Origin of the sequence: Nocardia sp. PE-7, assembly GCF_030486425.1 — a bacterium.
Taxonomy (GTDB): domain Bacteria; phylum Actinomycetota; class Actinomycetes; order Mycobacteriales; family Mycobacteriaceae; genus Nocardia; species Nocardia salmonicida_A.
This window is the reverse complement of the sequence record NZ_CP129614.1, coordinates 1,053,970-1,077,263: the sequence shown is the minus strand read 5'-3', so window position 1 is coordinate 1,077,263 and position 23,294 is coordinate 1,053,970. Positions and strand designations below refer to the sequence as shown.

Sequence of the window (23,294 nt, the reverse complement as noted above, 5' to 3'; positions counted from 1 at the left end):
TGTGGGGGGTGATACTCGCGCCGAGCCCGGGATCTCCGGCACGCTCGGCCGGGGCGGGATTCAGACGGTGACCGGTTCGCGACGGCGAGCCGGGGTGATCAGTCCGACGGCGACGACGGAGAACACCAGGCCGAGGGCGAGATAGCCGCGATAGCTGTCGGTGAGGGCGTGCACGACGGTGGCCACGCCGAGCCCGGAGGCGGCGGCGAGCTGGTGGATCACCCAGGCGGGCGCCAGTGTGCGGCCCATCCGAGCGGGGTCGAGACCACGCGACAGGATCGCCATGGTCAGCGGGATGACCGGGAACGAGGCGATGCCGAACAGCACGGCGACCACGGCCAGCACCTGCGGCCCCGGTACGAACACCGCGGGAAGCAAGGCGGCCAGGCGCACCGAATACAGCACCCGCAGTAATGATTCCGGTGGGTAGTGCCGCAACAGCCGCACCATCGCGGCCGAGGTCAGCCCGGCCGCCAGCGCGGCCGACGCCACGAGCCTGCCCGCACCGGCCACCGACCAGCCCTGTTCCACCGCGTGTTTCGGCAGCATCAAGACCACCACGTACATCGTCGCTGCGTGGAAACCGAAGGACACCAGCACTTTCCACCGGTCGGCCAGCGATTCTCCGACGCCCGCGCCGGTGCTCACCCGCTGGCCGGCGGGCAGCAGCAGCCACAGCACGGCGGTGGCGGCCAGGCCGATCGCGCCGAGCAGCGCGAAGGTGGCGCGCACACCGATCGGGTCGAACAGCGCGGTCGCCGCCCACGGCGTGATCAGCTGGCCGAGGTTGATGCCGATCGCGGCCCGTGCCATGGCCGGGCCTACCTGCGCACCGTGTGCCCGCCCGAGCAGGGTGGTCACGGTGAGGGTCGACGAGGCCGCGAAGCCCAATCCGCCGAGCACCATGTAGGCCGCGACGAACTGCCAGGTCTGGGTGACCCAGGCCAGCATCACGTAGCTGCTCGAGATCAAGGTGAGCCCGCCGATCAGCACGCGTTCGGGACCGAGCAGGTCGAGCAACCGGCCGATGCCCTGCTGGGCCAGACCGGTGACCGCGGTGCTCATCGCCGCGGCCATGGCCAGGGCGGTCGCCGAAACGCCGTACGCGGCGGCGGTGGGGGCGAAGAACACGCCCATGGTGAAGTTCAGGCCGAATGACACGGTCATCGCCGCCAGTCCTGCCCACGCGAGATGCTCACGCCGCATACCCGTCACGTCCTAACTCGCTAAATCAATTTCAGCGGTTAGAACACGACGATCAGGAATCGTATTTCCTTCGTCTCGGAAGCCATCGGCGCGAAATCGCTTCGCAGCCGGGCAATCTCGGATTCAGCGGCGCGCAGGTCTCCTACGCCGCAGACACGAACGGCGCGTTCACCAGGAGGTGAACGCGCCGGACGGTGGAGAACGGACTAGCGACCGATCGCCGCTGCCATCACGCGGGTGGCCGAGATCAGACCGTCGATCAGGTTGCCCTGACGGAACGAGGCAAGGGCGGCGGTGACCCCGAGCTGGCAGATGCGGTCGTTGGCGCGCTCGGCCACATCGGCACCGGAGCGAACCTCGATCGCGCCCTGGTTCGGGGACACGGCGATGAGCACCGAATCGGCCGACTCCGGGGTGTTCGGCAGGATCGCGTCGGCACCGGCCGCCGGATCGGAACCGAGATCGCCGAGGTAGATGTTGAAGCGGATCTTGGTGGCGCGGGTCGCCTCGGTGAGCGCGTTGTCGAGGGAGATGCGCTCACGATCGGTGAACGGCACCTCGTCGAACACGGTGCCCGGCTCGTGCACGCCGGACACTCGGCCGCTGCTGGTCAGGGCGAACCCGTGCGGCAGGTCGGCCTCGACCACCGCGGGCCAATTAGAACTTGCCACTTGCCCGGCCTCCGATCAGCTCCGCGTGCGCGGTTTCGAGAGCCGCATGACTGCCATGCGGCTCGGCGGTGTGGTGGCCCGCCGCGGCGGTCACCTCATCGGTAGCACTCCACAGCACCGGCCGGTGGGTCCACTTCTGCCCGAGTGCGAAGTGGGCCGGCTTCTCACCGGGGAATGGCTTACCGAGATAGGACAAACCCGCGATCGCGAAGTAGATCGCGGCCGGGATGCCGACGAAGATCAGCACTGTCTCGAGAATGCTCACGCACCAACGGTAGACGATGCTGTGTAGTAGTTCATCCTCCGGCTGGCAGTTCCCGCGCCGCGTGTCCGGTGCGGCTATACCAACCAGGCCGCCGCGTTCGGTGGCAACCGGTCGTCGGCGACCGGCGCGCTCGACAGCAGCACCTCCCCCGGCGGCAGCTGGATCGGGCCCTCGGAGGCATTGAGCACGCAGATCAGCCCGCCCGGACGACGGAACGCGAGACAGCCGTCGGGACTGCCGTACCACTCGATCCGCTGGCCCGCGAACTCCGGCCGGGTGGCGCGCAGGTCGATCGCCAGGCGGTACAGCGACAGCGTGGAGTGCAGGGTTTCCAGTTGCGCTTCGACGGTGCGGTCGGCCCAGTCGGCGGGGATCGGCAGCCACGGCTCGCCCTCGGTGAAACCGAACGGCACGGCCGCGCCCTCCCACGGCATCGGGACCCGGCAACCGTCACGACCGCGTTCCTGGTGGCCCGTGCGCTCCCACACGGGGTCCTGCAAGACCTCGTCGGGCAGATCGTCGACGTTGGGCAGGGCCAGTTCGGCGCCGTTGTAAATGAACACCGCACCGGGCAGCGCGAGTTCGACCATCATCATCGCCCGCGCCCGCGCGACGCCGGTATTGCCGCCGCCGTAGCGGGTCACTTCGCGTTCGATGTCGTGGTTGGACAGCGTCCAGGTGGGTGGGGCGCCCGCGTCGGCGACGGCCTCGAGGGAGTGCGTGATCGCGTCGTGGACGCCCTGCGCGGTGAAAGGGGTCTCGGCGAGACGGAAATTGAACGCCAGGTGCAGCTCGTCCGGGCGGACGTATTCGCCGAAGCGGACGTTGTCGTCGACCCACACCTCGCCGATCGACACCGCGTGCGGGTAATCGTCGAGAACCGTGCGGATGCGGCGATGGATGGCGTGCACGCCGGGGTTGTTGAAACGGGGATCGTCGTCGTCGTGCACCAGCATCTTGGTCTCGACCTTGTCCATGTCGGGCAAGCCCTCGGGTTTGGCCATGCCGTGCGCGACATCGAGGCGGAAACCGTCGACGCCACGGTCGAGCCAGAAGCGCAGGGTCTTCTCGAAATCGTCGGCGACCTCGGGGTTGTCCCAGTTCAGGTCGGGTTGTTCGGGTGCGAAGATGTGCAGGTACCACTGCCCGGGAGTGCCGTCGGGCTCGATGATCCTGGACCAGGCGGGGCCGCCGAAGATGCTGGGCCAGTTGTTGGGTGGCTCGTCCCCGTTCTCGCCGCGACCGTCGCGGAAGATGTATCGGGCGCGTTCGGGGCTGCCCGGCGCCGCCTCCAGCGCCTCGGCGAACCACGCGTGCTCGACGCTGGTGTGGTTGGGCACCAGATCCATCGTCACTTTGATCTCGCGGTCGTGCGCCTCGGCGATCAACTCGTCCAGCGCCTCCAGCCCGCCGAAGAGCGGGTCGATATCGCGCGGATCGGAGACGTCGTAGCCGCCGTCGGCCTGCGGTGACCGCATCACCGGACAGATCCACAGCGCGTCGACGCCCAATAGCTCCAGGTACCCCATCTTCTCGCGTACACCGCCCAGATCGCCGACACCGTCACCGTCGGAGTCGGCGAACGAACGTGGATAGACCTGATAGAACACGGCGGTTTTCCACCACGGAGCGGTGCTTGCTTCCCCCGGCACCGGCGAGGCAGGTGTCTGTGTCACACCCGCAATATTGCCAAAGATCGCCCGCAATATTCATGTGGGGCGAGACTTTCTGCGAATCTGGCAAATCACCAGCGTTCGCCACGCCATGACGAAACATCATGGTAAAAGGCGGAATGCGCGCGAAACCGGCCCGCCACCTGCCGGTCATCAGCGAACAGCGGGCACCCGCGGGGTCACGCGAGGTCGGAAAGGCGCTGTTCGCCTGGTCACATCGGGGTGTTTTGCAGGGATGCTGCGGGAATCCCGGTGTACGCCTGGGTCACATCGGGGAGTTTTGCAGGGATGCGGCGGGAAACCCGGTGTACGCCTGGGTCACATCGGGGAGTTTTGCAGGGATGCGGCGGGAAACCCGGTGTACGCCTGGGTCACATCGGGGAGTTTTGCAGGGATGCGGCGGCCATTTGGAAGTAGTCCAGCAGCGCCTTGCGGTGTTCGTCGTCCAGGATCGACGGTTCGATCTCACCGACGGCGATCCGCATGCACCGCATCCAGGCGTCGCGCTCGAGCGGCCCGATGACGAACGGGTTGTGGCGCATGCGCAGGCGCGGGTGGCCGCGCTCGTCGGAGTAGGTGCGCGGACCACCCCAGTACTGTTCGAGGAACATCCGGAACCGGCGCTCGGCCGGACCGAGGTCCTCCTCGGGGTACAACGGACGCAGGATCTCGTCGGCCGCGACCTCGCGATAGAAGACCGACACCAGACGGCGAAACGTCTCCGCGCCGCCCACGGCTTCGTAGAAGGAGGTCGTTGTCTGCTCACCGGAAGTCACGCGTTCCATTGTGCCCCGTTCACCACGGTCACGAACGCGCTGCCCTTCAACCACAGTTCATCCGGAAGTTTGAAAAATAGCCGTGCAATACCGCCGGAACCATGGTCAACTGAGGGCAGTATCGGCCCCAGATACCACATGATCCTGCCAATCATGAAATTGAGGTCAACAGGATGAAGCAGCGACCGGGCGCCCGTTCACACGAGGCGCGAACGCACCGACAACTCCAGCCCGCCGACGTCCACAATCGTGGCTCGGGGGCTGTTCCGCTGCATATCCTGTCCGATCACCATCCGGGCGCACACGGTCTTCACGACCTGCCGCATATCCCCGCGCCGCTGCATCTCGCCGGAGACCACGACGCCGCCGCATGGCGCAAACGCCGGGTCCTCCTCCTCAACGCCACCTACGAGCCACTCACCGCGCTGTCCGCGCGTCGCGCTGTCGTGCTGCTGATCTGCGCCAAGGCCGACGCCGTCCACGACGATCCCGAAGGCCCGGTCCTGCACTCCGCGGGCTCCGAAGTGGCGATTCCGTCCGTCATCCGCCTGCGCACCTACGTGCGGGTGCCCTACCGCGCCCGCGTGCCGATGACCCGCGCCGCGCTCATGCATCGCGACCACTACCGATGCGGTTATTGCGGCGGCAAGGCCGAGACCATCGATCACGTGATCCCCCGCAGCCGCGGCGGCGAGCACTCGTGGGAGAACTGCGTCGCCAGCTGCGCCCCCTGCAATCACCGCAAGGCCGACAAGATGCTGGCCGACCTGGGCTGGCACCTGCGCCACCCGCTGGTCTCCCCCAAGGGCCCGCACTGGCGGCTGCTGTCCACCACCGCCGATCTGGACCCGATCTGGTTGCAGTACCTCGGCGAAGGAGCCGCCTGACACACCGCGCGCGAGCAGTTCAGGCGCTCTCGATGACCATCGTCGCCCAGGTTCCCGGTTCGAGGGCTTCGAAAATGTGGGGGAGATCACCCAGGTAGCGGATGTAGTCGCCCGGGCGCATTTCCACGGGCTCGTCGGCCGGACCGACCATGGCGTGACCCGCCGCGAGCACGACGTGTTCCACGACGCCGGGAGTGTGCGGCTCCGAGCGCCGGGTGTGGCCCGGTTCGGCCGCGATGCGATAGACGTCGCAGCGGGTGTGCGACTGGCCTGCTGCGAGCAATGTCACCCGATAGTCGGCGTCGGCCGCCGGTACCGGCGAACCCTCGTCGGCGCGGATCACCTGGACGTTGGATCGAGGCGGGTCGAGCAGCCGGGAGAACGGCATCTCCAGGGCAACGCACAGTGCCCACAGGGTTTCCAGGCTGGGATTGCCGGTACCCGATTCCAGTTGGGACAGTGTGGATTTCGCGACGCCTGCCCGATTGGCGACCTCGGTCAGCGATAAGCCGGCGCGGGCGCGCTCACGGCGCAGCGCCGCGGCGATCACCGCCTGGGGCGGTCCGACGACGGGGTCCTGCCGGTCCATCTACGCCTCCTGGGGGCTGGCGATACCGCGTTGACTTTACCCACCCAGTGCGTTCAATATAAACAACATGCGTTCGATCTGGCGAACACTCGACCGAGGAACCGTGGCTGCCGTTGCCGCGGCGTGCTTTGCCGTCGGCCTGTTCGGGGTGTCCTACGGCGCTTCGACGATCGCGGCTGGATTCCCGATGTGGATGCCGATCGTGATGGCGGTGACGGTGCTGGCAGGTGGGTCGGAGCTGCTGTTCTTCGGGATCGTCGCGGCCGGGGGCAGTCCGCTGGCGGCGGTGGTGGCCGGACTGCTGCTCAACGCCCGGCATCTGCCGTACGGGTTGTCGGCGCCGGAGGTGTTCGGGCACGGCTGGAAACGGGTGCTCGGCATCCACGTCCTCAACGACGAGTCGGTGGCCTTCGCCGCCGCGCCGGGCGATCAGGAACGCAAACGCGCCGCGTACTGGGCGTGCGGGATCGGGGTCGCGCTGTGCTGGCCGCTCGGGGCGGCCCTCGGGGCGGCGCTGGGTTCACTGGTGCCCGACACCTCGGCGCTCGGACTGGACGCGGTGTTCCCGGTGATCCTGCTGGCGTTGATCCTGCCCGCCCTGCGCGATCGGGCGACATTGCGGCCGGTACTGGTCGGTGCGGGGTTGGCGGTGGTGGTCGCACCGTACGTACCGGCCGGACTTCCGGTGCTGATCGCCTTGGGCGGGCTGGTCTTCGCGCTGCGCCCGCCGACGCCTACCGCCGAGCCGGTTACGCCATGAACGCGCCGTACCTGCTCCCCGCCATGCTGGCACTGGCCGTGGGAACGTACGCCCTGCGATGGACCGGCCCCGCGATGCGCCATCGACTGCGGCTGTCCCCCAGGACAATCCATCTCCTGGACACCGGCGCCCTCATCCTGCTCGCCGCCCTGGTCGCGACAGCCACGCTGCCGACCGGCTCCGGCCACCTCGGCATCGCCCTGCCCGCCGGCGTCGGCGTCGGCGGAGTCCTCGCGTGGCGGCGAGCTCCCCTGCTCGTCACGGTGCTCGCCGCCGCCACGACGACCGCCCTGCTGCGACTGGTCGGCGTGCACTGACCCCGACCACGGCAGTCAGCTGGGCGACAACGGTATTCCCCCACCGAGCCGTCGCGCGACGGACCCGTACCGGGCATCCAACCGCAACCAGGTGCGGGTAGCACGGACCCGAACCAGTTCCGAGGGCTGGATCCGACGTGACTCCGTCTTCTCCCCCGCGTGCGGAATGAAATCCATCGCGGTGAGCGCGAAGACGACGCGCATCGGTACCTGGACCTCGATATCTCCGGGGCCGGTGACAGTGAGAACCGACTGGTCGAGCAGGGAGGCGGGCGGCCCCTTGGGACCGCCGTGTTCGCGGGCCACATCCGCGCCGCGCTCGGCCAGCTCGACCAGGGTGCGTGCCGGGACGTCGTCGACATGGGTGAAGCCGTCGGTGGGCGGGAGGGCGCCACGCCAGGCGGAATCCATCGAGTAACCGAGGTCTATCGGGTGCCCGGTTCCCAGTCCCGCGAGAACCGCGTCCGCACCGACAGTGACATCGTCGACGCCGAGTTCAGCGGTGATCGTACGCACCGCGAGAGTCTCGAACCCCGTTGTTACCCAAGCTGATACGAGGCTCGATCCCCGCCGCCGCAACCGGACGACAGCGGCCGGGTCGAGGCGGATGGCGCGGGTGAGGAAGGTGGCCAGGTTCTCGCGTTCGGCCGGGTCGGGCGTGTGTAGCACCCGCTGTTCGGAGCTCACGAAATCAGGCCCGCCATAGTGCCAGGTAGTCGCGTTCGGACTCGCTGAGCCTGCGCAGCCGCTGGGTGTCGATGTCGAACGCGGCGAGCTGGGTGGTCGCGAGCACCGCGGGCGGCGAATCCGGGGCCGCGCCGTTGGCACGCACCTCGTAGCCGACGGTGAAATCGACCGCGCGCAATTGCTTGACCCACATGGCGATGTCGAGCGGGGTGTCCTCGTGCCGCAACTGCCCGCGGTACTTCACGTGCAGGTCGACAAGCACACAGCCCTGCCGCCCCATCGACGCCGTCGGCTTGTCGTCTCCGAACAGCCACGGAATCCGCGCCTCTTCCAGCAGGGTCACCATCCGAGCATGGTTGACATGCTGGAACACATCCATATCCGACCAGCGGATCTCGACCTTCGCGTGAAAACGCTGCGGCAACACCAGATCCGGTGCGGGCGTGGCGGTGTTGCCGTTCGGCGAACTCGTCACCGTGGTACCTCCGATTGGGCGCCCACCCCGCTCACCATGCTCCGCACCTGTCGCGCGGCAACCGACAGTGTGGCGAGGTCGTGGGTCCCGGACTCGAACAATTCCGACAGTGCCGCGCGCGCACGGCCCAGCCGGGACTGGTTCTTCGACTCCCAGTATGCAATTTTCTCGTCCGGCGTTTCCTCCGGGTCACCCGCGGACAGCACATCGAGGGTGAGCGAGCGCAACGAACCGTACATGTCGTCGCGCAGGGCGAGCCGGGCCAGCGCATGCCAGCGGTCGCCGCGTTCGAGGTGGCTCACCGCCTCGAGCAGCCAATCGATCTTGAGATGGTCGTTGAGCGCGTAGTACAGGGCGCCCACTTCGGCGCCGTCGCGGTCGGTGATATCGGCGATGTCGACGATGTCGAGCAGTGGGAACATTCCGAGCAGCCCGAACACCTCGGTGGACAGGTCGGTCGGTGCGCCATGGGCGATCAACTCGGCGGAGCCCTGCGTGAGCGAGGTGACGTGGTGCCCGCGCAACCACCCCGGTACCTGCGGGGCCAGCTTCTGCACCCGGCGGTGGTACCGGTTGATCTCGGCGCCGACCGCGATCGGCTGTGGCCGGTTGCTCAGCAGCCAGCGCGATGCGCGATCCAATGTTCGCTTGGATTCCAGTTCCAGCAGGTCACAGACCCCGGCGGGAGCGTCGGCGCTGCGGATGCGCGACCACACGTCGTGCAGCTGGAAGATCTCGGAGGCAGCGGCGAACGCGCGCACTGTGTCGGAGGTGGTGGCCCCGACCTCTTCGTTGAGGCGATGGGCGTAGGTGATGCCGCCGTAGTCGACGACCTCGTTGACGATCATCGTGGTGATGATCTCGCGACGCAGCCGATGCTTCTTGATCGCCGCACCGAACTGTTCACGCAGCGGTGTCGGGAAGTAGAGCGGCAACTTGCTCGCGAAATAGGTGCTGTCGGGCAGGTCGGTATCGAGCAGGTCGGCCTTGAGTCCGAGCTTGACGTGTGCGAGCAGGTTGGCCAGTTCGGGTGAGGCGAGCCCGGTGCCCTCCTCGACGCGACGAGCGAGTTCGGCCTTCGACGGCAGCGCTTCGAGTTCCCGATCCAGGCCGCGCCGCTGTTCGAGGTCGGCGATCACCCGGCCGTGCACATTGAGCATCTGGGGCGCGTCGGTGCGTGCGATGCCGATCAGCACGTTCTGATCGACGTTGTCCTGCAGCACCATTCGGGCGACCTCGTCGGTCATCGAGGCCAGCAGCGGATTGCGGTCGGCGGGGGCGAGACCCCCGGCGCTGACCACGCCGTCGAGCAGGACCTTGATATTGACCTCGTGGTCGGAGCAGTCAACGCCCGCCGAGTTGTCCAAGGCGTCGGTGTTCATCTTGCCGCCGCCGCGGCAGAACTCGATTCGGCCGAGCGCGGTGGCGCCCAGGTTGCCGCCCTCACCGATCACCTTGACCCGCAACTGGTTTCCGTTGACGCGCACCGCGTCGTTGGACTTGTCGCCCACCTCGGCATTGGATTCGGTGCTCGCCTTCACATAGGTGCCGATGCCGCCGTTCCACAGCAGCTGCACCGGCGCGAGCAGAATCGCGCGCACCAACTCCGGCGGAGAGAGCGTCTGCACCGAGTCGGGCAGGCCGAGCGCGGTGCGTGCCTGCGGCGAGATCGGCACCGACTTCACGGTCCGCTCGAAGACGCCGCCGCCCTCGCTGATCAGGCTCCGGTCGTACTCGGCCCACGAGGATCGCGGCAGCGCGAACAACCGCTCACGTTCGGCGAAGGAACTCGCGGCATCGGGGGTCGGGTCGAGGAAGATGTGCCGGTGGTCGAACGCGGCGACCAGCCGGATGTGCGGCGAGAGCAGCATGCCGTTGCCGAATACGTCACCGCTCATGTCGCCGACGCCGACAACGGTGAATTCCTGGCTCTGGGTGTCGATGTCCATCTCACGGAAGTGGCGTTTGACCGCTTCCCACGCGCCCTTGGCGGTGATGCCCATCGCCTTGTGGTCGTAGCCGGCGGAGCCGCCGGAGGCGAAGGCGTCGCCGAGCCAGAAGCCGTAGCGCAGGGCCACATCGTTGGCGATATCGGAGAAGCTGGCGGTGCCCTTGTCGGCGGCGACCACCAGGTAGGTGTCGTCGCCGTCGCGGCGCACGACCCGGTCGGGCGGCAGCACCGCACCGGTGGCCAGGTCGACATTGTCGGTGACGTCGAGCAGCCCGGAGATGAAGGTGCGGTAGCAGGCCACGCCCTCGGCGACGCTCGCCTGACGGTCGACGGCCGGGTCACCGATCGGCGCTGGCGGACGCTTCACCACGAAACCGCCCTTGGCGCCGACCGGCACGATCACCGCGTTCTTCACCGCCTGCGCCTTGACCAGCCCGAGAATCTCGGTGCGGAAGTCTTCGAGCCGGTCCGACCAGCGCAGACCGCCACGCGCCACCGAGCCGAAGCGCAGGTGCACGCCCTCGACGCGGGGCGAGTACACGAAGATCTCGAATTGCGGTCGCGGCTTGGGCAATTCGGCGATCTCGCGCGGCTCCACCTTCAGCGCCAGGTATTCGCGCGGGTGACCTTCGGCGTCGAGGACGTAGTTGTTGGTTCGTAGCGTGGCCTTGATCAGGCCGAGTATGGCGCGCAGGATGCGGTCGGCGTCCATGCTGACCACTTCGTCGATCCCGGCCCGCACCCGTGTCTCGAGCTCGACGGCGGCTTCGGCCGAAACCGTGGCCGGATCGAATCGGGCGGCGAACAGGTCGACGAAATCGCGCGCGACCTCGGGATGGGCCAGCAGCACCCGCGCGATATTGACCTGGGAGTAAGGGAAACCGGCCTGCTGCAGGTACTTCGCGTACGCACGCAGGATCGCGACCGACCGCCACGGCAGGCCCGCACGCAGCACGAGTTCGTTGAGACCGTCGGCTTCGGCACGGTCGTACCAGACCGCTGCGAAGGCATCGGTGAACAAGGTGCGCAACGCGTCGACCTGACCCGGCGCTTCGAGTAGTGCGGCGTCGAGGTCGCCGCCCAGTGCGTTGCGCACGAGTTCGGGACGGGCCTGCAGGCCGAAATCGTAGATCCAGCGCTCGGTGCCGACCTCGCGTTCGAGCTGGTAGGGCCGTTCGTCGACCACCTCGACGCCCAGGCTCTGCAGCACCGGAAGGACCTGGCTCAGCGATACGCCGGAGCCGGCGATGTAGAGGCTGAACCGCCACGAACCCGGCTCCGCTTCGGGCCTGCGGTACAGGTACTGGTCGATTCCGCCCTCGGTGAGCTGTTCGAGGCGAGCGATGTCGGCCAGCGCGCGAGCGGGCGCGAAGTCTTCCTTGTAGCTCTCGGGCAGTGCGTCCGAATACCGTTTCACCACAGCGGGATCGAGCACGGTGGAGGAGGCGACCGCGTCACCGATCCGGTCGTCCCAGGTATGGCTGGCCGCGTTGAGCAGGTTCTGCAGGCGCAGCCGGTTGTCCTCGGAGGTGTCGGGAGCGGCCTCGCCGCTCGCCTCGCCGGGCAGCATCACCGTGAAATACACACTGGCGAGCTCGCTTTCGCTCACCCGCGCCGAGTAGTCGATATCGACACCGCCGAGTTCGGCGACCAGGATCTCCTGCATCTCCAGGCGCACCGCGGTGGTGTAGCGATCACGCGGCAGGTACACCATGCAGGCCACGAAGCGGCCGTAGCCGTCGCTGCGCAGGAAAAGCCGTACCTGCCTGCGCAATCCGACGCCGAGCACCGCGACGGCGGTGCGGCGCATGGTCTCGGTGTCGGCGGAGAACAGTTCGGTGCGCGGGAAGGACTCGATCACCTCGAGCATCGCCTGCCCGGAATACGAATCCTTGTCGAACCCCGCCCCCTCGATCGCCGTGCGCACCCGACGGTTGATCACCGGGATGTCGAGTACGTTCTCGTGCACCGCACTCACGGTGAACACCCCGATGAACAGGTGCACACCCACCTCGACGCCCGCGGCGTCGACATCGGCGACACCGACGAAGTACGGGTACACCGAGCGGTGCACGGTCGCGCGCACCAGGCCCTGGGTGAGCAGCAGCAGCGGACGGTCTTCACCGTTGATGGGCACCTGGAAGTCGGTTCCGACATCGGGGCGAAGGACGCCGAGGCTCGCGCCGGGCACCGAGGTGGACACCGTGTGGCCTGCCTCGACGCCGCGCCGGTAGCGGGCATAGCCGAGCAGGGTGAAGTTACCGGCGGCCAGCCAGCGCAGCAGCTGGGCGCAATCGGCCACATCCACGCCGGGGAACGGCGTGGAGCCCGCGGCGGCGGCACGGTCGAGCTCGTCGGCGAGCGAGCTCTGCACCGCGGCCATGGCCTCGGTGTCGTCGATCACCTGCCGGACGTCGTCGATCACCTCGGGCATGGTGCGTTCGATGTGATCGAGCTGGGCCCTGCTCGTCGACGGGTGCAGCTGCAGGTGCATCCACGATTCGGTCAGCCCGGTCGCGCCCTGGCCGTCCACCTCGTGCGCCGCGGCGCCGGTGAGGTGGCCGTTCTCGTCGCGGGTGACCTCGAAGATCGGATGGATCACCTCGGAGACACTCACCTGCATCCGGCCCAACGCCGCGGTGATCGACTCCACCAGCAGCGGCATGTCGTCGGTGACGACCTGTACCGCCGCACCCATCCCGGTCCCGTCCTCGGGGTGGTGCACTCGCACCGTGGCCTTGCCGGGGCGACGAACGGCGGCCAATTCCATGTGGTGCCGGAAGATCTGGGTGATGCCGGGGATCGGGAAGTCCACGTCACCGGCGTCGACGTGTCGGAAATACGCCTCCTCGAGAGTCGCGAGATCGCCGCGCAAACTCTGCGGCATCCCCGCAGCCCACGCCGCGCTGGAGATTTCCGACGAGACCGTCATCGTTTAGCCCACTCCCATGGATTGTGGTTCGCTTCGATTTCGCAACTCAGGTGACGCATTTTCGAGACTAGCTCCGGCTAAGCGAACCCGCTGAGGGAATTCGGGCTTGCCGCGCCGGTAACTTGCGGAATGCTGGGTGAACGCCCGTGGCTCCGATCGGCACAACGCCGACGGCCCGGCGGAGCGACCGTTCACAGATCGTTCCACCGGGCCGTCATGTCGGCCGCGCGAATCAGTCGCGCGTCAGCTTACGGTGCGTAACACGGTGCGGGCGTGCGGCTTCGGCGCCGAGACGCTCGATCTTGTTCGCCTCGTACGCTTCGAAGTTGCCCTCGAACCAGAACCACTTGGCGTCGTTGTCGCTGTCGCCCTCCCACGCCAGGATGTGGGTGCAGGTGCGATCGAGGAACCACCGGTCGTGCGAGATCACGACGGCGCAGCCGGGGAACTGCTCGAGCGCGTTCTCCAGCGAACCGAGAGTTTCCACGTCGAGGTCGTTGGTCGGCTCGTCGAGCAGGATCAGGTTGCCGCCCTGCTTGAGGGTCAGCGCCAGGTTCAGTCGGTTGCGCTCACCACCGGAGAGCACCCCGGCCGGCTTCTGCTGATCCGGACCCTTGAAACCGAACGCGCTCACATAGGCGCGCGAGGGCATCTCCTGGTTGCCGACCTGGATGAAGTCCAAGCCTTCGGAGACGACCTGCCAGACATTCTTCTTCGGGTCGATGCCCGCGCGGTTCTGGTCGACATAGCTCAGCTTGACCGTCTCGCCGACCTTCACCTCACCACTGTCGGCCGATTCGAGACCGACGATGGTCTTGAACAACGTCGTCTTACCGACACCGTTGGGTCCGATGACGCCGACGATCCCGTTGCGCGGCAACGTGAACGACAGATCCTTGATGAGCTGACGGTCGCCGTAGCCCTTGTCCAGGTGCGATACGTTGACCACGATGTCACCCAGTCGCGGACCCGCGGGGATCTGGATCTCCTCGAAGTCCAACTTGCGGTGCTGCTCGGCCTCGGCCGCCATCTCCTCGTAGCGACCCAGTCGAGCCTTGTTCTTGGCCTGGCGGGCCTTGGCGCCGGAGCGGACCCAGGCCAGCTCGTCCTTGAGGCGCTTCTGCAGCTTCTGGTCCTTCTTGCCCTGGACCTCGAGCCGCTGCGCCTTCTTCTCCAGGTAGGTGGAGTAGTTGCCTTCGTACGGGTAGGCGCGACCACGGTCGAGCTCGAGGATCCACTCGGCGACATTGTCGAGGAAGTACCGGTCGTGGGTGACGGCCAGCACGGCGCCCGGGTAGTCGGCGAGGTGCTTCTCGAGCCAGAGCACACTCTCGGCGTCGAGGTGGTTGGTGGGTTCGTCGAGCAGCAGCAGATCGGGCTTGCTCAGCAGCAACTTGCACAGCGCGACGCGGCGACGCTCACCACCGGAGAGGTTGGTGACCGGCTCGTTCGGCGGCGGGCAGCGCAGCGCGTCCATGGCCTGCTCGAGCTGGGAGTCGACATCCCAGGCGTCGGCGTGGTCGAGGAACTCCTGGAGCTTGCCCATCTCGTCCATGAGCTCGTCGGAGTAGTCGGTGGCCATCAGTTCGGCGATCTCGTTGAACCGGTCCAGCTTGACCTTGACCTCGCCGAGGCCCTCTTCCACGTTGCCGCGGACGGTCTTCTCCTCGTTCAAGTGCGGTTCCTGCATGAGGATGCCGACCGTGGCGCCCGCGCCGAGGAACGCCTCACCGTTGTTCGGCCGGTCCAGGCCCGCCATGATCTTCAGCACGCTGGATTTACCCGCGCCGTTGGGACCCACCACACCGATCTTGGCGCCGGGAAGGAAGTTCAAGTACACGTCGTCGAGGATGACTTTGTCGCCGTGCGCTTTGCGAACCTTGATCATCTGATAAATGAACTCAGCCATACGCGGAAGCCTATCGGTGGGAGAAACGGGGACGGGATACGGAAGGGTCGAGTGCCGCGGAAACGACCCTCATGCGTCGACCTGCTCGGCACCGTTGGTACTCGACACCACGTCCGGCGATCGCGCGGGGACAGCATCCGCCACGGTCGTACAGGCTACGGCAACGGCTTCGGTCGACGCATACCCGGTGGCAGCGTCGTCGGCCTCCGGTAGGGCAGCGCCGCGGGACTCGGAAATATTCCGCACCGCGGCGTGCGGCAGCGATCGCATGCCTTCGGACCGGCGAACAACGCTCGCGTGGCACCGCGCCAGATCCGGCCCGACCGCGATCGCGCGCATCTCCAGATCCCGCCGCTCGGTGCCGTCCTTGCCGCGGTACTCGTGCGAGCGGAGTTGCCCGTAGGCGATGACCGGGTCGCCACGGTGCAGCGATCGATCCACCCCCGCCACCAGCCTGCGCCAGCACGAGACCGTGAGATAGAGCGTGCCGCCGTCGGTCCACTCCCCCGTTTCGGCGTCGAAGCGGCGCGAAGTGCTCGCCATCCGGAAGGTCAGCATCTGCTCACCGTTGCGGAGATCGCGCCGCATCGGGTGGGTGATGACGGTCCCGACCACCGTCGCGTGTGCCTCGTACATCCTGTTCGCCCCCGCTCGAATCCACCGTTGTTGCTCTGACCACCCAACAATGACGTGGGGAACGGGGGTGTGGGAGGCGCCGAGTGAATCTGTGGATGAAACGGGCGGTTGTGGATATCGACCGTGTCAGAGGACCGGAAGCTCGGTATTCGCCCCGCACAGGACCACAATCGGGCGTACGCCGGGCTCCGGTAGGTACACGCCGCTCTGCACGGCGGCCAGCGCGGCGGCGCCTTCGAGCTCGACCACCACACGGAACTCACGCCAGAGGTATTCGCGTGCGGCGCCGACCGCGTCGTCGGCGACCGCGAGAGCGGGCATCTGGTGTCGCCGGGCGATATCGAAGGCGATATCGCCGACTCGGGTCGCACACAGCAGCTCGGTAGCTCGCGGCGGTACGTCGATGTCGACCGGTTTGCCCGCCGCGAGGGCCGCCGAGAGCACCGGGATGTGCTCGGATTCGATGCCGACGATCTCCCTGCGCCTGCCCAACGCCGCGCCGAGGCCCGCGATCAGCCCGCCCCCGCCGACCGCGGCCAGCACCGGTGGCCTGCCGCGTACCTGTTCTTCCAGTTCCAGCCCGATGACACCGGCGCCGGCCACCACGGCAGGCATGTCGTAGGCGTGGAGATGTTCGGCCCCACGCTCAGCCGCCAGGGTAAGGGCCCGCCGTTGCGCCTCGGCGTAGCTCGTTCCGTGCCACAGCACTTCGGCACCGTGCGCCCACATCGCGGCCACCTTGGTGTGCGGCGCGGACTCCGGCACGACGATCGTGCATTCCTTGCCCAGCTGCGCGGCGGCCAAGGCCACCGCGATGCCCGCATTGCCCGCTGAGGCCACAACCACGTGGTCGGCGCCGCTCTCGGTGGTCAGCAGTGCGTTGAGCGCGCCACGCACCGTGAACGTGCCGCCGTGCTGCAGGAATTCCATTTTCAGTGAGACCGGCACCGGCCCGTTCGGCCCGTCCACACTCGTGTGGAACACCGGTGTCTTGCGCACCCGACCGGCCAGCCGCCGTCGCGCCGCTCGCACATCGGTGCGCAGCACCCGCTCCGGCTCGGCTCGCTCGGTCGATTCACTCGCCGACACGCCGGATCGGCTCACCGGCGGACCTCGCCGTCCCGACGCGCCAGCTCGGCGTACATCGCGTTGTAGGCGGACAGGTCGGCGTCGTTGTCGCGGTCGGCGGCCCGGTCGGTGCGCTTGGCCAGCTTGCTGTCGCTGCGTGACCACTGGATCAGCAGCGCGAGCATCACCACGACCAGCGGAACCTCACCGCTGGCCCAGGCGAAACTGCCGCCGTTGCGCTGGTCTGCGAGCAGGTCGATATTCCAGCCCAGGTCGAGGGTGCGATAGAACCAGTCGCCGAGCACGGTCGTCATGCTCATCAGCGCGATGCCGAAGAACGCGTGGAACGGCAGCGTGCCGAACACCATCGCGAGCTTGGTCAGCGGCGCCACCTCACGCGGCTTGGGATCGATGCCGATCACCACCCAGTAGAACAGGTAGCCGCTGAGCAGGAAGTGCGTGTTCATCATCAGATGGGCGGCGTGCGAGTCGACATAGGTGTCGAAGATCCCGCCCAGGTACAGCGCGTAGAACCCGGCGACGAAGATCACCGACGCCACCACGGGCTGGGTGAGGAAGCGCGAGACCGGGTTGTGCACGGCCGCCAGAATCCACTCGCGCGGGCCGGGCACACCGCCGCGTCCGGCGGGTGGGAGCGCGCGCAATGCCAAGGTCACCGCGCCACCGAGGGCGAGCAGGATCGGTCCGAGCATCGACAGCGCCATATGCGCGCCCATGTGCACGCTGAACCTCGCCGGTGCGTAGCGCCCGACCCCCGACGAGGTGGCCAGCAGCAGCACCAGGCAGCCGCTGCACCAGGCGATGGTGCGTCCGACCGGCCAGGCGTCCCCGCGCTTGCGCAGCCGATGGACGCCGAGCAGATAGAGCGCGGCGAGCACGATCGCCAAGGTTCCGAAGATCAGGTCGAAGCGCCAGTCGAACAGCAAACGACTCACCGTGGGCGGGCCCGCGAGGTTGTAGCCCAGTTCCACTTCGACCGGCGTCGGCACCGTGGTCGGTGGCGGCGGCGGAGTTCGGCCGAGGCCGACGGCCAGCCCGATGGTCGCGGCGAAGATCAGCATCTCCACGCCCGCGAAACGGATGAGCGCGCCGCGGTCGCGCGGGTCGGCGGCCAGCGCGGGCAGCGAGGCCCGGCGCTGCAGGTAGCCGATGGCGCCGAGCACCAACAGCGCGGCCGCTTTCGCGAGGACCAGCCTGCCGTAGGTGGTGGTGAACAGGTCCGACACCGGCACTCGCACCCAGGCGTTGACCACGCCGCTGATGCCGATCACCACGATCGAGATGGTCGCGGCCACCGAGAATCGCCGGGCGGCGATATCGGTATTCGCGCCGCCGCGCATCGCGTGCGCCAGGACCGCGACCAGGCCGCCCACCCAGACCGAGGCCGACACCATGTGCAGGATCAGCGAATTGGTCGCCACATCGTGGGACCCACCGGAGGACGAATGCCCGGTCAGCGCCAGCGGCATCATGGTCACGAACGCACCGACCAGCAGCACCGGCGTCCAGCCCCACCGCAGCGCGCAGCGGCAGCCGATCGCCACGATCAGCGCGAACAACACCGTTGTCCGCCAGGCGCCCGCCACCTCGACCTGTGTGATCACCGGCCACAACACTTCGGGGCGCCAGAGGGCGCTCACCGGCTGACCGGTCGTATCCGACACCGTCAACGGCACCAGCAGCGCAGCACTCGCGGCCCACACCAGCGCGGCGTCCGAGGCCCGCCGAACCGCCCGATATCCGCCGACGTCGAGCAAACCCCCGTCCCGCGGGGGCAGCAGAAACGCCGCGAACAACAGGGACCCGACGGTCACCGCGGCAGCCAGATCGGCCACCGCGCGCAACGCGGGCAAGCCATATGTTGTCAACGCCCCCGGATCGGGTATACCGAGCAGGCTGAGCGCATGCGCCGCCGACAATCCGACCACCATGGCCGCGACCACCGCGGCGATACACCCGGCCACGACACTGAGCAGACCGAACGACGCCGCCGGACCCGATTCCGCCGGTGGTCCGCCGTCGACGGCGGGTCCCGCGGAGGAGTCCTGCGATAACGACATGACAACGAGGGTAGTTCGGTGTGCCCGGCCACGCCCTCATGGGGCGTCACACCCGAGCCCCCGCTCGACGATCCGGTCAGTCGCTATACTTTTCGAGCTGGACAGCATGGCCGACTTCGGCCAAGGTGGATGCGACTGCCTCCGTAGCTCAGTTGGATAGAGCAAGGGCCTTCTAATCCCTAGGTCGCAGGTTCGATTCCTGCCGGGGGCGCAAAGCGGCCCTGACCTGCATGAACATGCGGTCAGGGCCGCAGCTGGTTCCGAGCGCGACGCTCTACCAGCCAGGAACTCTCACATCGGTGACCTCACGGGAGCGTCCAGAACACCCTCGTCACCAAGTAGAAGAAGATCGCGGCGAAGGTCAGGAAACCCACCGAACAGGCGAGTCCGACCAGGTCGGTGCGGGGGTCGGGGCGTGGGTCCGATCGCATCCAGAATCCCAGCGCGCGGGTGACGATCGGCATCACCACCCAGGTCAGCAGGCTGACCGACAGGATGTTCCCGACCAACAGGCTGATCCACAGCTGTGCGCCCGGCCAGATCTCGGCGATGGCCACGGTCAGGATCACGACCGTCGGGTACAGCCCTACCAGCACCGACAGTGCCGTCTTCCACGCCGCGGGACCGCCTTCCTCGCCGGTCCGGCTCGGCGGAAACCAGGACCCGTAGGGGTTGGCGATGCGGTGCACCTCGAACTCGCTGAAGTCCGGCGCTTCCTCGAGCAGCGCCTTGCGCTGGGGCGATTCGAGCCAATGGTCGAGATGCTCGGCCGAGGCGAAGGAATAGATGATCGTCCAGTCACTCTGGACACCGGGAATCGGCCGATGCAGCCCGGATCCGCGAAAGCCTCGAAAGGTCCGCTCGACCTCGGTCACGCGTTCCTGCCAGGCGATGAACTCCGTCTCGCGTTCGGGCGCCACGGGATGCGAGACGACGACAGTCACCACCTCTTCGTCCGGCTCGTCGACCAGCACATGCTGCGTAGACGGCTGCTCGAACAGCGCCGTTCCCCTCGCGATGAGTTCGTCGCGCGTATCGCTGGCGAGCCAGCGCTCGAGGTCGACGATGCTGTCGAACCGATACACCACCGACCAATCGGACTCGGCGTCACCCGGTGGCGTCACCTCGGCGCCGAGGAATCCCGGGAAGGCCGCCGCGGCGTCGTTGACCTCGGCCTGCCACCGTCGGAACTCGCCCTCGCGGCCGACTCGAGGCTGCTGAGTGATAACCACCGTCGCCGAGGCGGGCCTCGGCGGCAGCGCTTTCGACGCCGACATGTCAGTACGGGTGCTTATCGGGTTTTTCGGCCCAGGTCTTGTACGCTTCGGCGCCCAGATCCCTGCGGAACTGCTCGATTTTCACGGACCGCTCGGACAGCGGCCTCGTGAAGTCCTCGTATTGGTACGCGTCGTCGAAGCCGATTTCGCTGGTGTCGGCCAGATCGCTCGCGAAATGCACGGCATCGAGTCGCGCCCAATAGATGGCACTCATGCACATGGGACAGGGTGCGCCGCTGATGAATATCTCCATCCCCATCAACATTTTCGCGCGTTCGGGAACCTTGTCGGCCGAGCCCTCGGGTCGCGGGACCAATTCGAGCGTCGCGTCGTTCTGGTACTCCTTGGCAATGGTCGGGGCCTCGTCGTTGAGGACCAGGGCAGCCTTGCGGATGGTTTCGATCTCGGCATGCGCGGTGGCGTCACCGGTGAGTAGCACTCGATTCTGCCCTCGCGCGACGATCACTCCGTCCTTCGCGATGACGGCGCCGAACGGTCCGCCCCAATTGTTGTCGACAGACTCTTTGGCCAGTCTGCAGGCCTCTTCCATGAGTTGATCCGGTGTCATCGGATAGTGCACCTCGCAGTGTGGTTCGGACATCGTTCACCTGACGGCTGTTCGATGCCGTCGCGGCTCCGACCACACAGAAGAAATTCGGCCTCCGCCGCACATCGAATCTACCTCCGGCCGGACCGCTGCGGAATAGCTATGAAATAGCGAGGCGTTGACGTCGGGTTCTGCCGACTCACCCTTTTCGGGTGAGCCGCGCCAGCTGTCGGTGTGTGAATCTGAGTTTCGTCCCTCTGGTCACAGAAGCGAGGCCCGATGCCCGAGAGCCCTGGCCCATGAGTTCGAGCGGCCCGTCGCGTGCGGTGGCCGCCGGATCCGGGGTGGTGCTGCTGGTGCTGGCGTCCGGTCAGTTCCTGATGACGCTGGACACCTCGGTGATGAACGTGTCGATGGCGCAGGTCGCCGAGGACCTCGACACCACCATCACCGGCATCCAGACGGCCATGACCCTGTACACACTCGTCATGGCGACCTTGATGATCACCGGCGGCAAGGTGGGCACCATCATCGGTCGGCGTCGAGCGTTCGCGATCGGTCTGGTCATCTACGGGGCGGGTTCGCTGACCACCTCGTTGGCGCCTAGCCTGCCCGTGTTGCTGCTGGGCTGGTCACTGCTCGAAGGCATTGGCGCCGCCCTGATCATGCCCGCGATCGTCGCCCTGGTCGCGGGCAACTTTCCGCCCGAGCGCCGCAGCGCCGCCTACGGCCTGGTCGCGGCGGCCGGTGCGATGGCCGTCGCCGCGGGGCCGCTGATCGGTGGCGCGGTGACCACGTTCGCGTCCTGGCGGTATGTGTTCGCCGGCGAGTCGGTCCTAGTCGTGATCATCCTTTTCGCATTGCGCCGGATCAACGACGTCGCGCCGGCGAAGGTCCGGATCGACCTGATCGGTTCCGTGCTCTCCGTACTCAGTCTCGGCATGATCGTCTACGGCGTGCTGCGTTCGAGTGAGTGGGGTTGGGTCCAACCCAAACCAGGCGGCGCCGATATCGCCGGGCTCTCGCCGGTCGTGTGGCTGCTGCTGGGCGGAATGCTGCTGCTCTATGTCTTCGCGCGCTGGCAGAACCACCTCGCCGATACCGGTGGCGAGCCGTTGGTCGACCCCGCGCTGTTCCGCAATCGGCAGCTCACCGGCGGGCTCACGATGTTTCTCGGCCAGTACACCGTGCAAGCCGGGGTGTTCTTCACCGTCCCGCTGTTCTTGACCATTGTCCTGGAACTCGACGCTTTGCAGACCGGAATTCGCCTGGTTCCGCTGTCGGTGGCCTTGCTGCTGTCGGCAGTCGGAATACCGAAGATCTGGCCGCGCGCCAACCCTCGCCGCGTCGTCCGGGCCGGAATGGCCGCCATGATCGTCGGCATCCTCTTCCTCGTGGCGGGCATGGATCCCGGCGCCGACGCGAGTGTGGTCGCCATCCCCATGTTGTTGATGGGAGTGGGATTGGGAGCCTTGGCATCCCAGCTCGGCGCGGTCACCGTGTCGGCCGTGCCGAACGAGCAGAGCGCCGAGGTGGGCGGGTTGCAGAACACGGCGTCCAATCTCGGTGCGTCGCTGGGCACGGCGTTGGTGGGATCGGTACTCATCGCGACGCTGAGTACCTCGGTCATCGCCGGGATCAACGACGACCCCGATGTGCCGACCTCGGTGAAACAACAGGCCACCATCGAATTGGCCGCGGGCGTCCCTTTCCTGTCCGACACCCAACTGCGAGAGGCGTTGCAAGGCAACGCAGTCCCTGAGCCGCAGGCCACCGAGATCCTCGAGGTCAACGAGCAGGCCCGACTGGACGCGCTGCGAGTCGCCTTCTCCCTGACCGCCCTTCTCGCCATCGCGGCACTGTTCGGCACCGGGCGGATCCCCCGGCATCCCCAAGTCGGATCCGCTCCAACGAGTTCGCAGCCGCGTGCTCCGGGCGGCTGATCGAAGCACCACGCACGCAAGACCCATTTGTCCGCCGTTCAACAGACGAGGAGAATCCATGAACGTCAGAAACAGCATCTGTGGGATCGCATCGATCGCGGTGGTCGTGTTGATGACCGCGGCGTGCAGCTCCGACGATGACACATCAGCCCCGGCGGTCACCTCGACAGTCACCTCGACGACCACCGACACCAACGCGATGCGCAGCAGCGTCGCCTCGACCGCGTCCTCGGTCGTGAGCTCCGTGCGCGCCACCGCGCAACAAGCGGTGCAAGACGCGATCAACACGGTCTTGTCCGCCGCACCGATCACCTTCGCCGAGGGCAGTTCCGACCTCAGCACTGTCGCCGTCACGACCCTCAAAGCGGTAGCGCTGCCGTTGCAGGGCAACGACACCGAGATCCAGATCACGACCTACGCCCAGGATTCGAATGTCGCCTCGGCCAAGACCCTGGCCGAAGCCCGCGGTGACAACATCGCGGCCGCGCTCGAAGGTGCCGGCGTCGACAAGTCGCGCATCACGGTGAAGTCCGACGCGAATCCCTCCGACCCGGAGGTCGATCCCAACGAGGCCACGATCACCGTGGTCGACGAATAGCTGGTCGTCGCCTGCCTTACATATCGTTGTGACCTGCGCCGATGCC

General features: G+C 67.3%; 20 protein-coding genes and 1 tRNA gene. 6 read left to right on the top strand and 15 right to left on the bottom strand.

Features of this window, described 5'->3' with window-relative positions; genetic code table 11:
• Nucleotides 1-60 precede the first annotated feature (60 nt).
• The 5 genes from QX204_RS05035 to QX204_RS05015 all read right to left on the bottom strand — a co-directional run bounded on the left by QX204_RS05035 (nucleotide 61) and on the right by QX204_RS05015 (nucleotide 4,600).
• Complete coding sequence (locus QX204_RS05035; RefSeq protein WP_301905416.1) at nucleotides 61-1,167, bottom strand: MFS transporter; 1,107 nt, start codon at nucleotides 1,165-1,167, stop codon at nucleotides 61-63.
• 245 nt (nucleotides 1,168-1,412) lie between these two features.
• Nucleotides 1,413-1,877, bottom strand: coding sequence for a DUF5130 domain-containing protein (locus QX204_RS05030; RefSeq protein WP_301905415.1), 465 nt, complete (start codon nucleotides 1,875-1,877; stop codon nucleotides 1,413-1,415).
• Entirely contained in the window at nucleotides 1,864-2,142 is a 279-nt protein-coding gene (locus tag QX204_RS05025; protein WP_194829561.1) for an aa3-type cytochrome oxidase subunit CtaJ, read from the bottom strand. The genes QX204_RS05030 and QX204_RS05025 overlap by 14 nt, the downstream gene beginning before the upstream one ends.
• A gap of 74 nt (nucleotides 2,143-2,216) precedes the next feature.
• Nucleotides 2,217-3,818: a glycoside hydrolase family 13 protein gene (locus QX204_RS05020; RefSeq protein ID WP_301905414.1), complete on the bottom strand. Its 1,602-nt coding sequence runs from the start codon at nucleotides 3,816-3,818 to the stop codon at nucleotides 2,217-2,219.
• 368 nt (nucleotides 3,819-4,186) lie between these two features.
• Complete coding sequence (locus QX204_RS05015) at nucleotides 4,187-4,600, bottom strand: globin (protein WP_301905413.1); 414 nt, start codon at nucleotides 4,598-4,600, stop codon at nucleotides 4,187-4,189.
• 164 nt (nucleotides 4,601-4,764) lie between these two features.
• On the opposite strand from QX204_RS05015, the gene QX204_RS05010 reads away from it, so the two are divergent.
• A complete protein-coding gene (locus QX204_RS05010; protein ID WP_235569835.1) occupies nucleotides 4,765-5,478 on the top strand; it encodes an HNH endonuclease in 714 nt (237 codons plus the stop codon).
• Nucleotides 5,479-5,497: 19 nt separating this feature from the next.
• Here the strand turns inward: QX204_RS05010 and QX204_RS05005 are convergent, their stop codons facing one another.
• Entirely contained in the window at nucleotides 5,498-6,067 is a 570-nt protein-coding gene (locus QX204_RS05005; protein ID WP_062985185.1) for a helix-turn-helix domain-containing protein, read from the bottom strand.
• Between the two features lie 67 nt (nucleotides 6,068-6,134).
• On the opposite strand from QX204_RS05005, the gene QX204_RS05000 reads away from it, so the two are divergent.
• The gene (locus tag QX204_RS05000; RefSeq protein WP_301905412.1) at nucleotides 6,135-6,827 is read left to right on the top strand and encodes an AzlC family ABC transporter permease; all 693 of its coding nucleotides are present in this window, start codon (nucleotides 6,135-6,137) and stop codon (nucleotides 6,825-6,827) included.
• Complete coding sequence (locus QX204_RS04995; RefSeq protein WP_056821560.1) at nucleotides 6,824-7,144, top strand: AzlD domain-containing protein; 321 nt, start codon at nucleotides 6,824-6,826, stop codon at nucleotides 7,142-7,144. The genes QX204_RS05000 and QX204_RS04995 overlap by 4 nt, the downstream gene beginning before the upstream one ends.
• A gap of 15 nt (nucleotides 7,145-7,159) precedes the next feature.
• Here the strand turns inward: QX204_RS04995 and QX204_RS04990 are convergent, their stop codons facing one another.
• The 7 genes from QX204_RS04990 to QX204_RS04960 all read right to left on the bottom strand — a co-directional run bounded on the left by QX204_RS04990 (nucleotide 7,160) and on the right by QX204_RS04960 (nucleotide 18,883).
• Nucleotides 7,160-7,831: a DUF8185 domain-containing protein gene (locus QX204_RS04990; RefSeq protein ID WP_301905411.1), complete on the bottom strand. Its 672-nt coding sequence runs from the start codon at nucleotides 7,829-7,831 to the stop codon at nucleotides 7,160-7,162.
• A 4-nt stretch (nucleotides 7,832-7,835) separates the two neighbouring features.
• The gene (locus QX204_RS04985) at nucleotides 7,836-8,261 is read right to left on the bottom strand and encodes an acyl-CoA thioesterase (protein ID WP_364713813.1); all 426 of its coding nucleotides are present in this window, start codon (nucleotides 8,259-8,261) and stop codon (nucleotides 7,836-7,838) included.
• A 41-nt stretch (nucleotides 8,262-8,302) separates the two neighbouring features.
• The gene (locus tag QX204_RS04980; protein WP_301905410.1) at nucleotides 8,303-13,189 is read right to left on the bottom strand and encodes an NAD-glutamate dehydrogenase; all 4,887 of its coding nucleotides are present in this window, start codon (nucleotides 13,187-13,189) and stop codon (nucleotides 8,303-8,305) included.
• A gap of 232 nt (nucleotides 13,190-13,421) precedes the next feature.
• Nucleotides 13,422-15,098, bottom strand: a complete 1,677-nt coding sequence (gene ettA, locus QX204_RS04975) for an energy-dependent translational throttle protein EttA (protein WP_301905408.1) — start codon at nucleotides 15,096-15,098, stop codon at nucleotides 13,422-13,424.
• A 69-nt stretch (nucleotides 15,099-15,167) separates the two neighbouring features.
• Complete coding sequence (locus QX204_RS04970) at nucleotides 15,168-15,734, bottom strand: single-stranded DNA-binding protein (RefSeq protein ID WP_301905406.1); 567 nt, start codon at nucleotides 15,732-15,734, stop codon at nucleotides 15,168-15,170.
• A gap of 126 nt (nucleotides 15,735-15,860) precedes the next feature.
• Nucleotides 15,861-16,838: a serine/threonine dehydratase gene (locus QX204_RS04965; protein WP_301905404.1), complete on the bottom strand. Its 978-nt coding sequence runs from the start codon at nucleotides 16,836-16,838 to the stop codon at nucleotides 15,861-15,863.
• The gene (locus QX204_RS04960; protein ID WP_301905402.1) at nucleotides 16,835-18,883 is read right to left on the bottom strand and encodes a bifunctional copper resistance protein CopD/cytochrome c oxidase assembly protein; all 2,049 of its coding nucleotides are present in this window, start codon (nucleotides 18,881-18,883) and stop codon (nucleotides 16,835-16,837) included. The genes QX204_RS04965 and QX204_RS04960 overlap by 4 nt, the downstream gene beginning before the upstream one ends.
• Before the next feature lie 137 nt (nucleotides 18,884-19,020).
• Here QX204_RS04960 and QX204_RS04955 point away from each other — a divergent pair.
• Nucleotides 19,021-19,094: transfer RNA gene (locus tag QX204_RS04955), tRNA-Arg, on the top strand.
• A 94-nt stretch (nucleotides 19,095-19,188) separates the two neighbouring features.
• Here the strand turns inward: QX204_RS04955 and QX204_RS04950 are convergent.
• Nucleotides 19,189-20,160 (bottom strand): antibiotic biosynthesis monooxygenase, encoded by a 972-nt coding sequence (locus tag QX204_RS04950; protein ID WP_301905400.1) that lies wholly within the window; start codon nucleotides 20,158-20,160, stop codon nucleotides 19,189-19,191.
• Between the two features lies 1 nt (nucleotide 20,161).
• The gene (locus QX204_RS04945; protein ID WP_301905399.1) at nucleotides 20,162-20,761 is read right to left on the bottom strand and encodes a nucleoside deaminase; all 600 of its coding nucleotides are present in this window, start codon (nucleotides 20,759-20,761) and stop codon (nucleotides 20,162-20,164) included.
• 245 nt (nucleotides 20,762-21,006) lie between these two features.
• Between QX204_RS04945 and QX204_RS04940 the strand changes: the two genes are divergently transcribed.
• On the top strand, nucleotides 21,007-22,650 hold the full coding sequence (locus QX204_RS04940) for an MFS transporter (RefSeq protein ID WP_301905397.1): 1,644 nt from the start codon (nucleotides 21,007-21,009) through the stop codon (nucleotides 22,648-22,650).
• Nucleotides 22,651-22,708: 58 nt separating this feature from the next.
• The gene (locus QX204_RS04935) at nucleotides 22,709-23,248 is read left to right on the top strand and encodes an OmpA family protein (RefSeq protein WP_301905396.1); all 540 of its coding nucleotides are present in this window, start codon (nucleotides 22,709-22,711) and stop codon (nucleotides 23,246-23,248) included.
• The last annotated feature ends 46 nt before the right edge of the window (nucleotides 23,249-23,294 follow it).

What these genes read in the sequence shown, in the direction of transcription:
- QX204_RS04960 (WP_301905402.1), bottom strand. Translation starts at nt 18,883, where the DNA reads ATGTCGTTATCGCAGGACTCCTCCGCGGGACCCGCCGTCGACGGCGGA.
- QX204_RS04935 (WP_301905396.1), top strand. Translation starts at nt 22,709, where the DNA reads ATGAACGTCAGAAACAGCATCTGTGGGATCGCATCGATCGCGGTGGTC.
- QX204_RS05005 (WP_062985185.1), bottom strand. Translation starts at nt 6,067, where the DNA reads ATGGACCGGCAGGACCCCGTCGTCGGACCGCCCCAGGCGGTGATCGCC.
- QX204_RS05035 (WP_301905416.1), bottom strand. Translation starts at nt 1,167, where the DNA reads ATGACCGTGTCATTCGGCCTGAACTTCACCATGGGCGTGTTCTTCGCC.
- QX204_RS04940 (WP_301905397.1), top strand. Translation starts at nt 21,007, where the DNA reads ATGAGTTCGAGCGGCCCGTCGCGTGCGGTGGCCGCCGGATCCGGGGTG.
- QX204_RS04980 (WP_301905410.1), bottom strand. Translation starts at nt 13,189, where the DNA reads ATGACGGTCTCGTCGGAAATCTCCAGCGCGGCGTGGGCTGCGGGGATG.
- QX204_RS04950 (WP_301905400.1), bottom strand. Translation starts at nt 20,160, where the DNA reads ATGTCGGCGTCGAAAGCGCTGCCGCCGAGGCCCGCCTCGGCGACGGTG.
- QX204_RS05015 (WP_301905413.1), bottom strand. Translation starts at nt 4,600, where the DNA reads ATGGAACGCGTGACTTCCGGTGAGCAGACAACGACCTCCTTCTACGAA.
- QX204_RS05010 (WP_235569835.1), top strand. Translation starts at nt 4,765, where the DNA reads ATGAAGCAGCGACCGGGCGCCCGTTCACACGAGGCGCGAACGCACCGA.
- QX204_RS05000 (WP_301905412.1), top strand. Translation starts at nt 6,135, where the DNA reads ATGCGTTCGATCTGGCGAACACTCGACCGAGGAACCGTGGCTGCCGTT.
- QX204_RS04970 (WP_301905406.1), bottom strand. Translation starts at nt 15,734, where the DNA reads ATGTACGAGGCACACGCGACGGTGGTCGGGACCGTCATCACCCACCCG.
- ettA (WP_301905408.1), bottom strand. Translation starts at nt 15,098, where the DNA reads ATGGCTGAGTTCATTTATCAGATGATCAAGGTTCGCAAAGCGCACGGC.
- QX204_RS04945 (WP_301905399.1), bottom strand. Translation starts at nt 20,761, where the DNA reads ATGTCCGAACCACACTGCGAGGTGCACTATCCGATGACACCGGATCAA.
- QX204_RS04995 (WP_056821560.1), top strand. Translation starts at nt 6,824, where the DNA reads ATGAACGCGCCGTACCTGCTCCCCGCCATGCTGGCACTGGCCGTGGGA.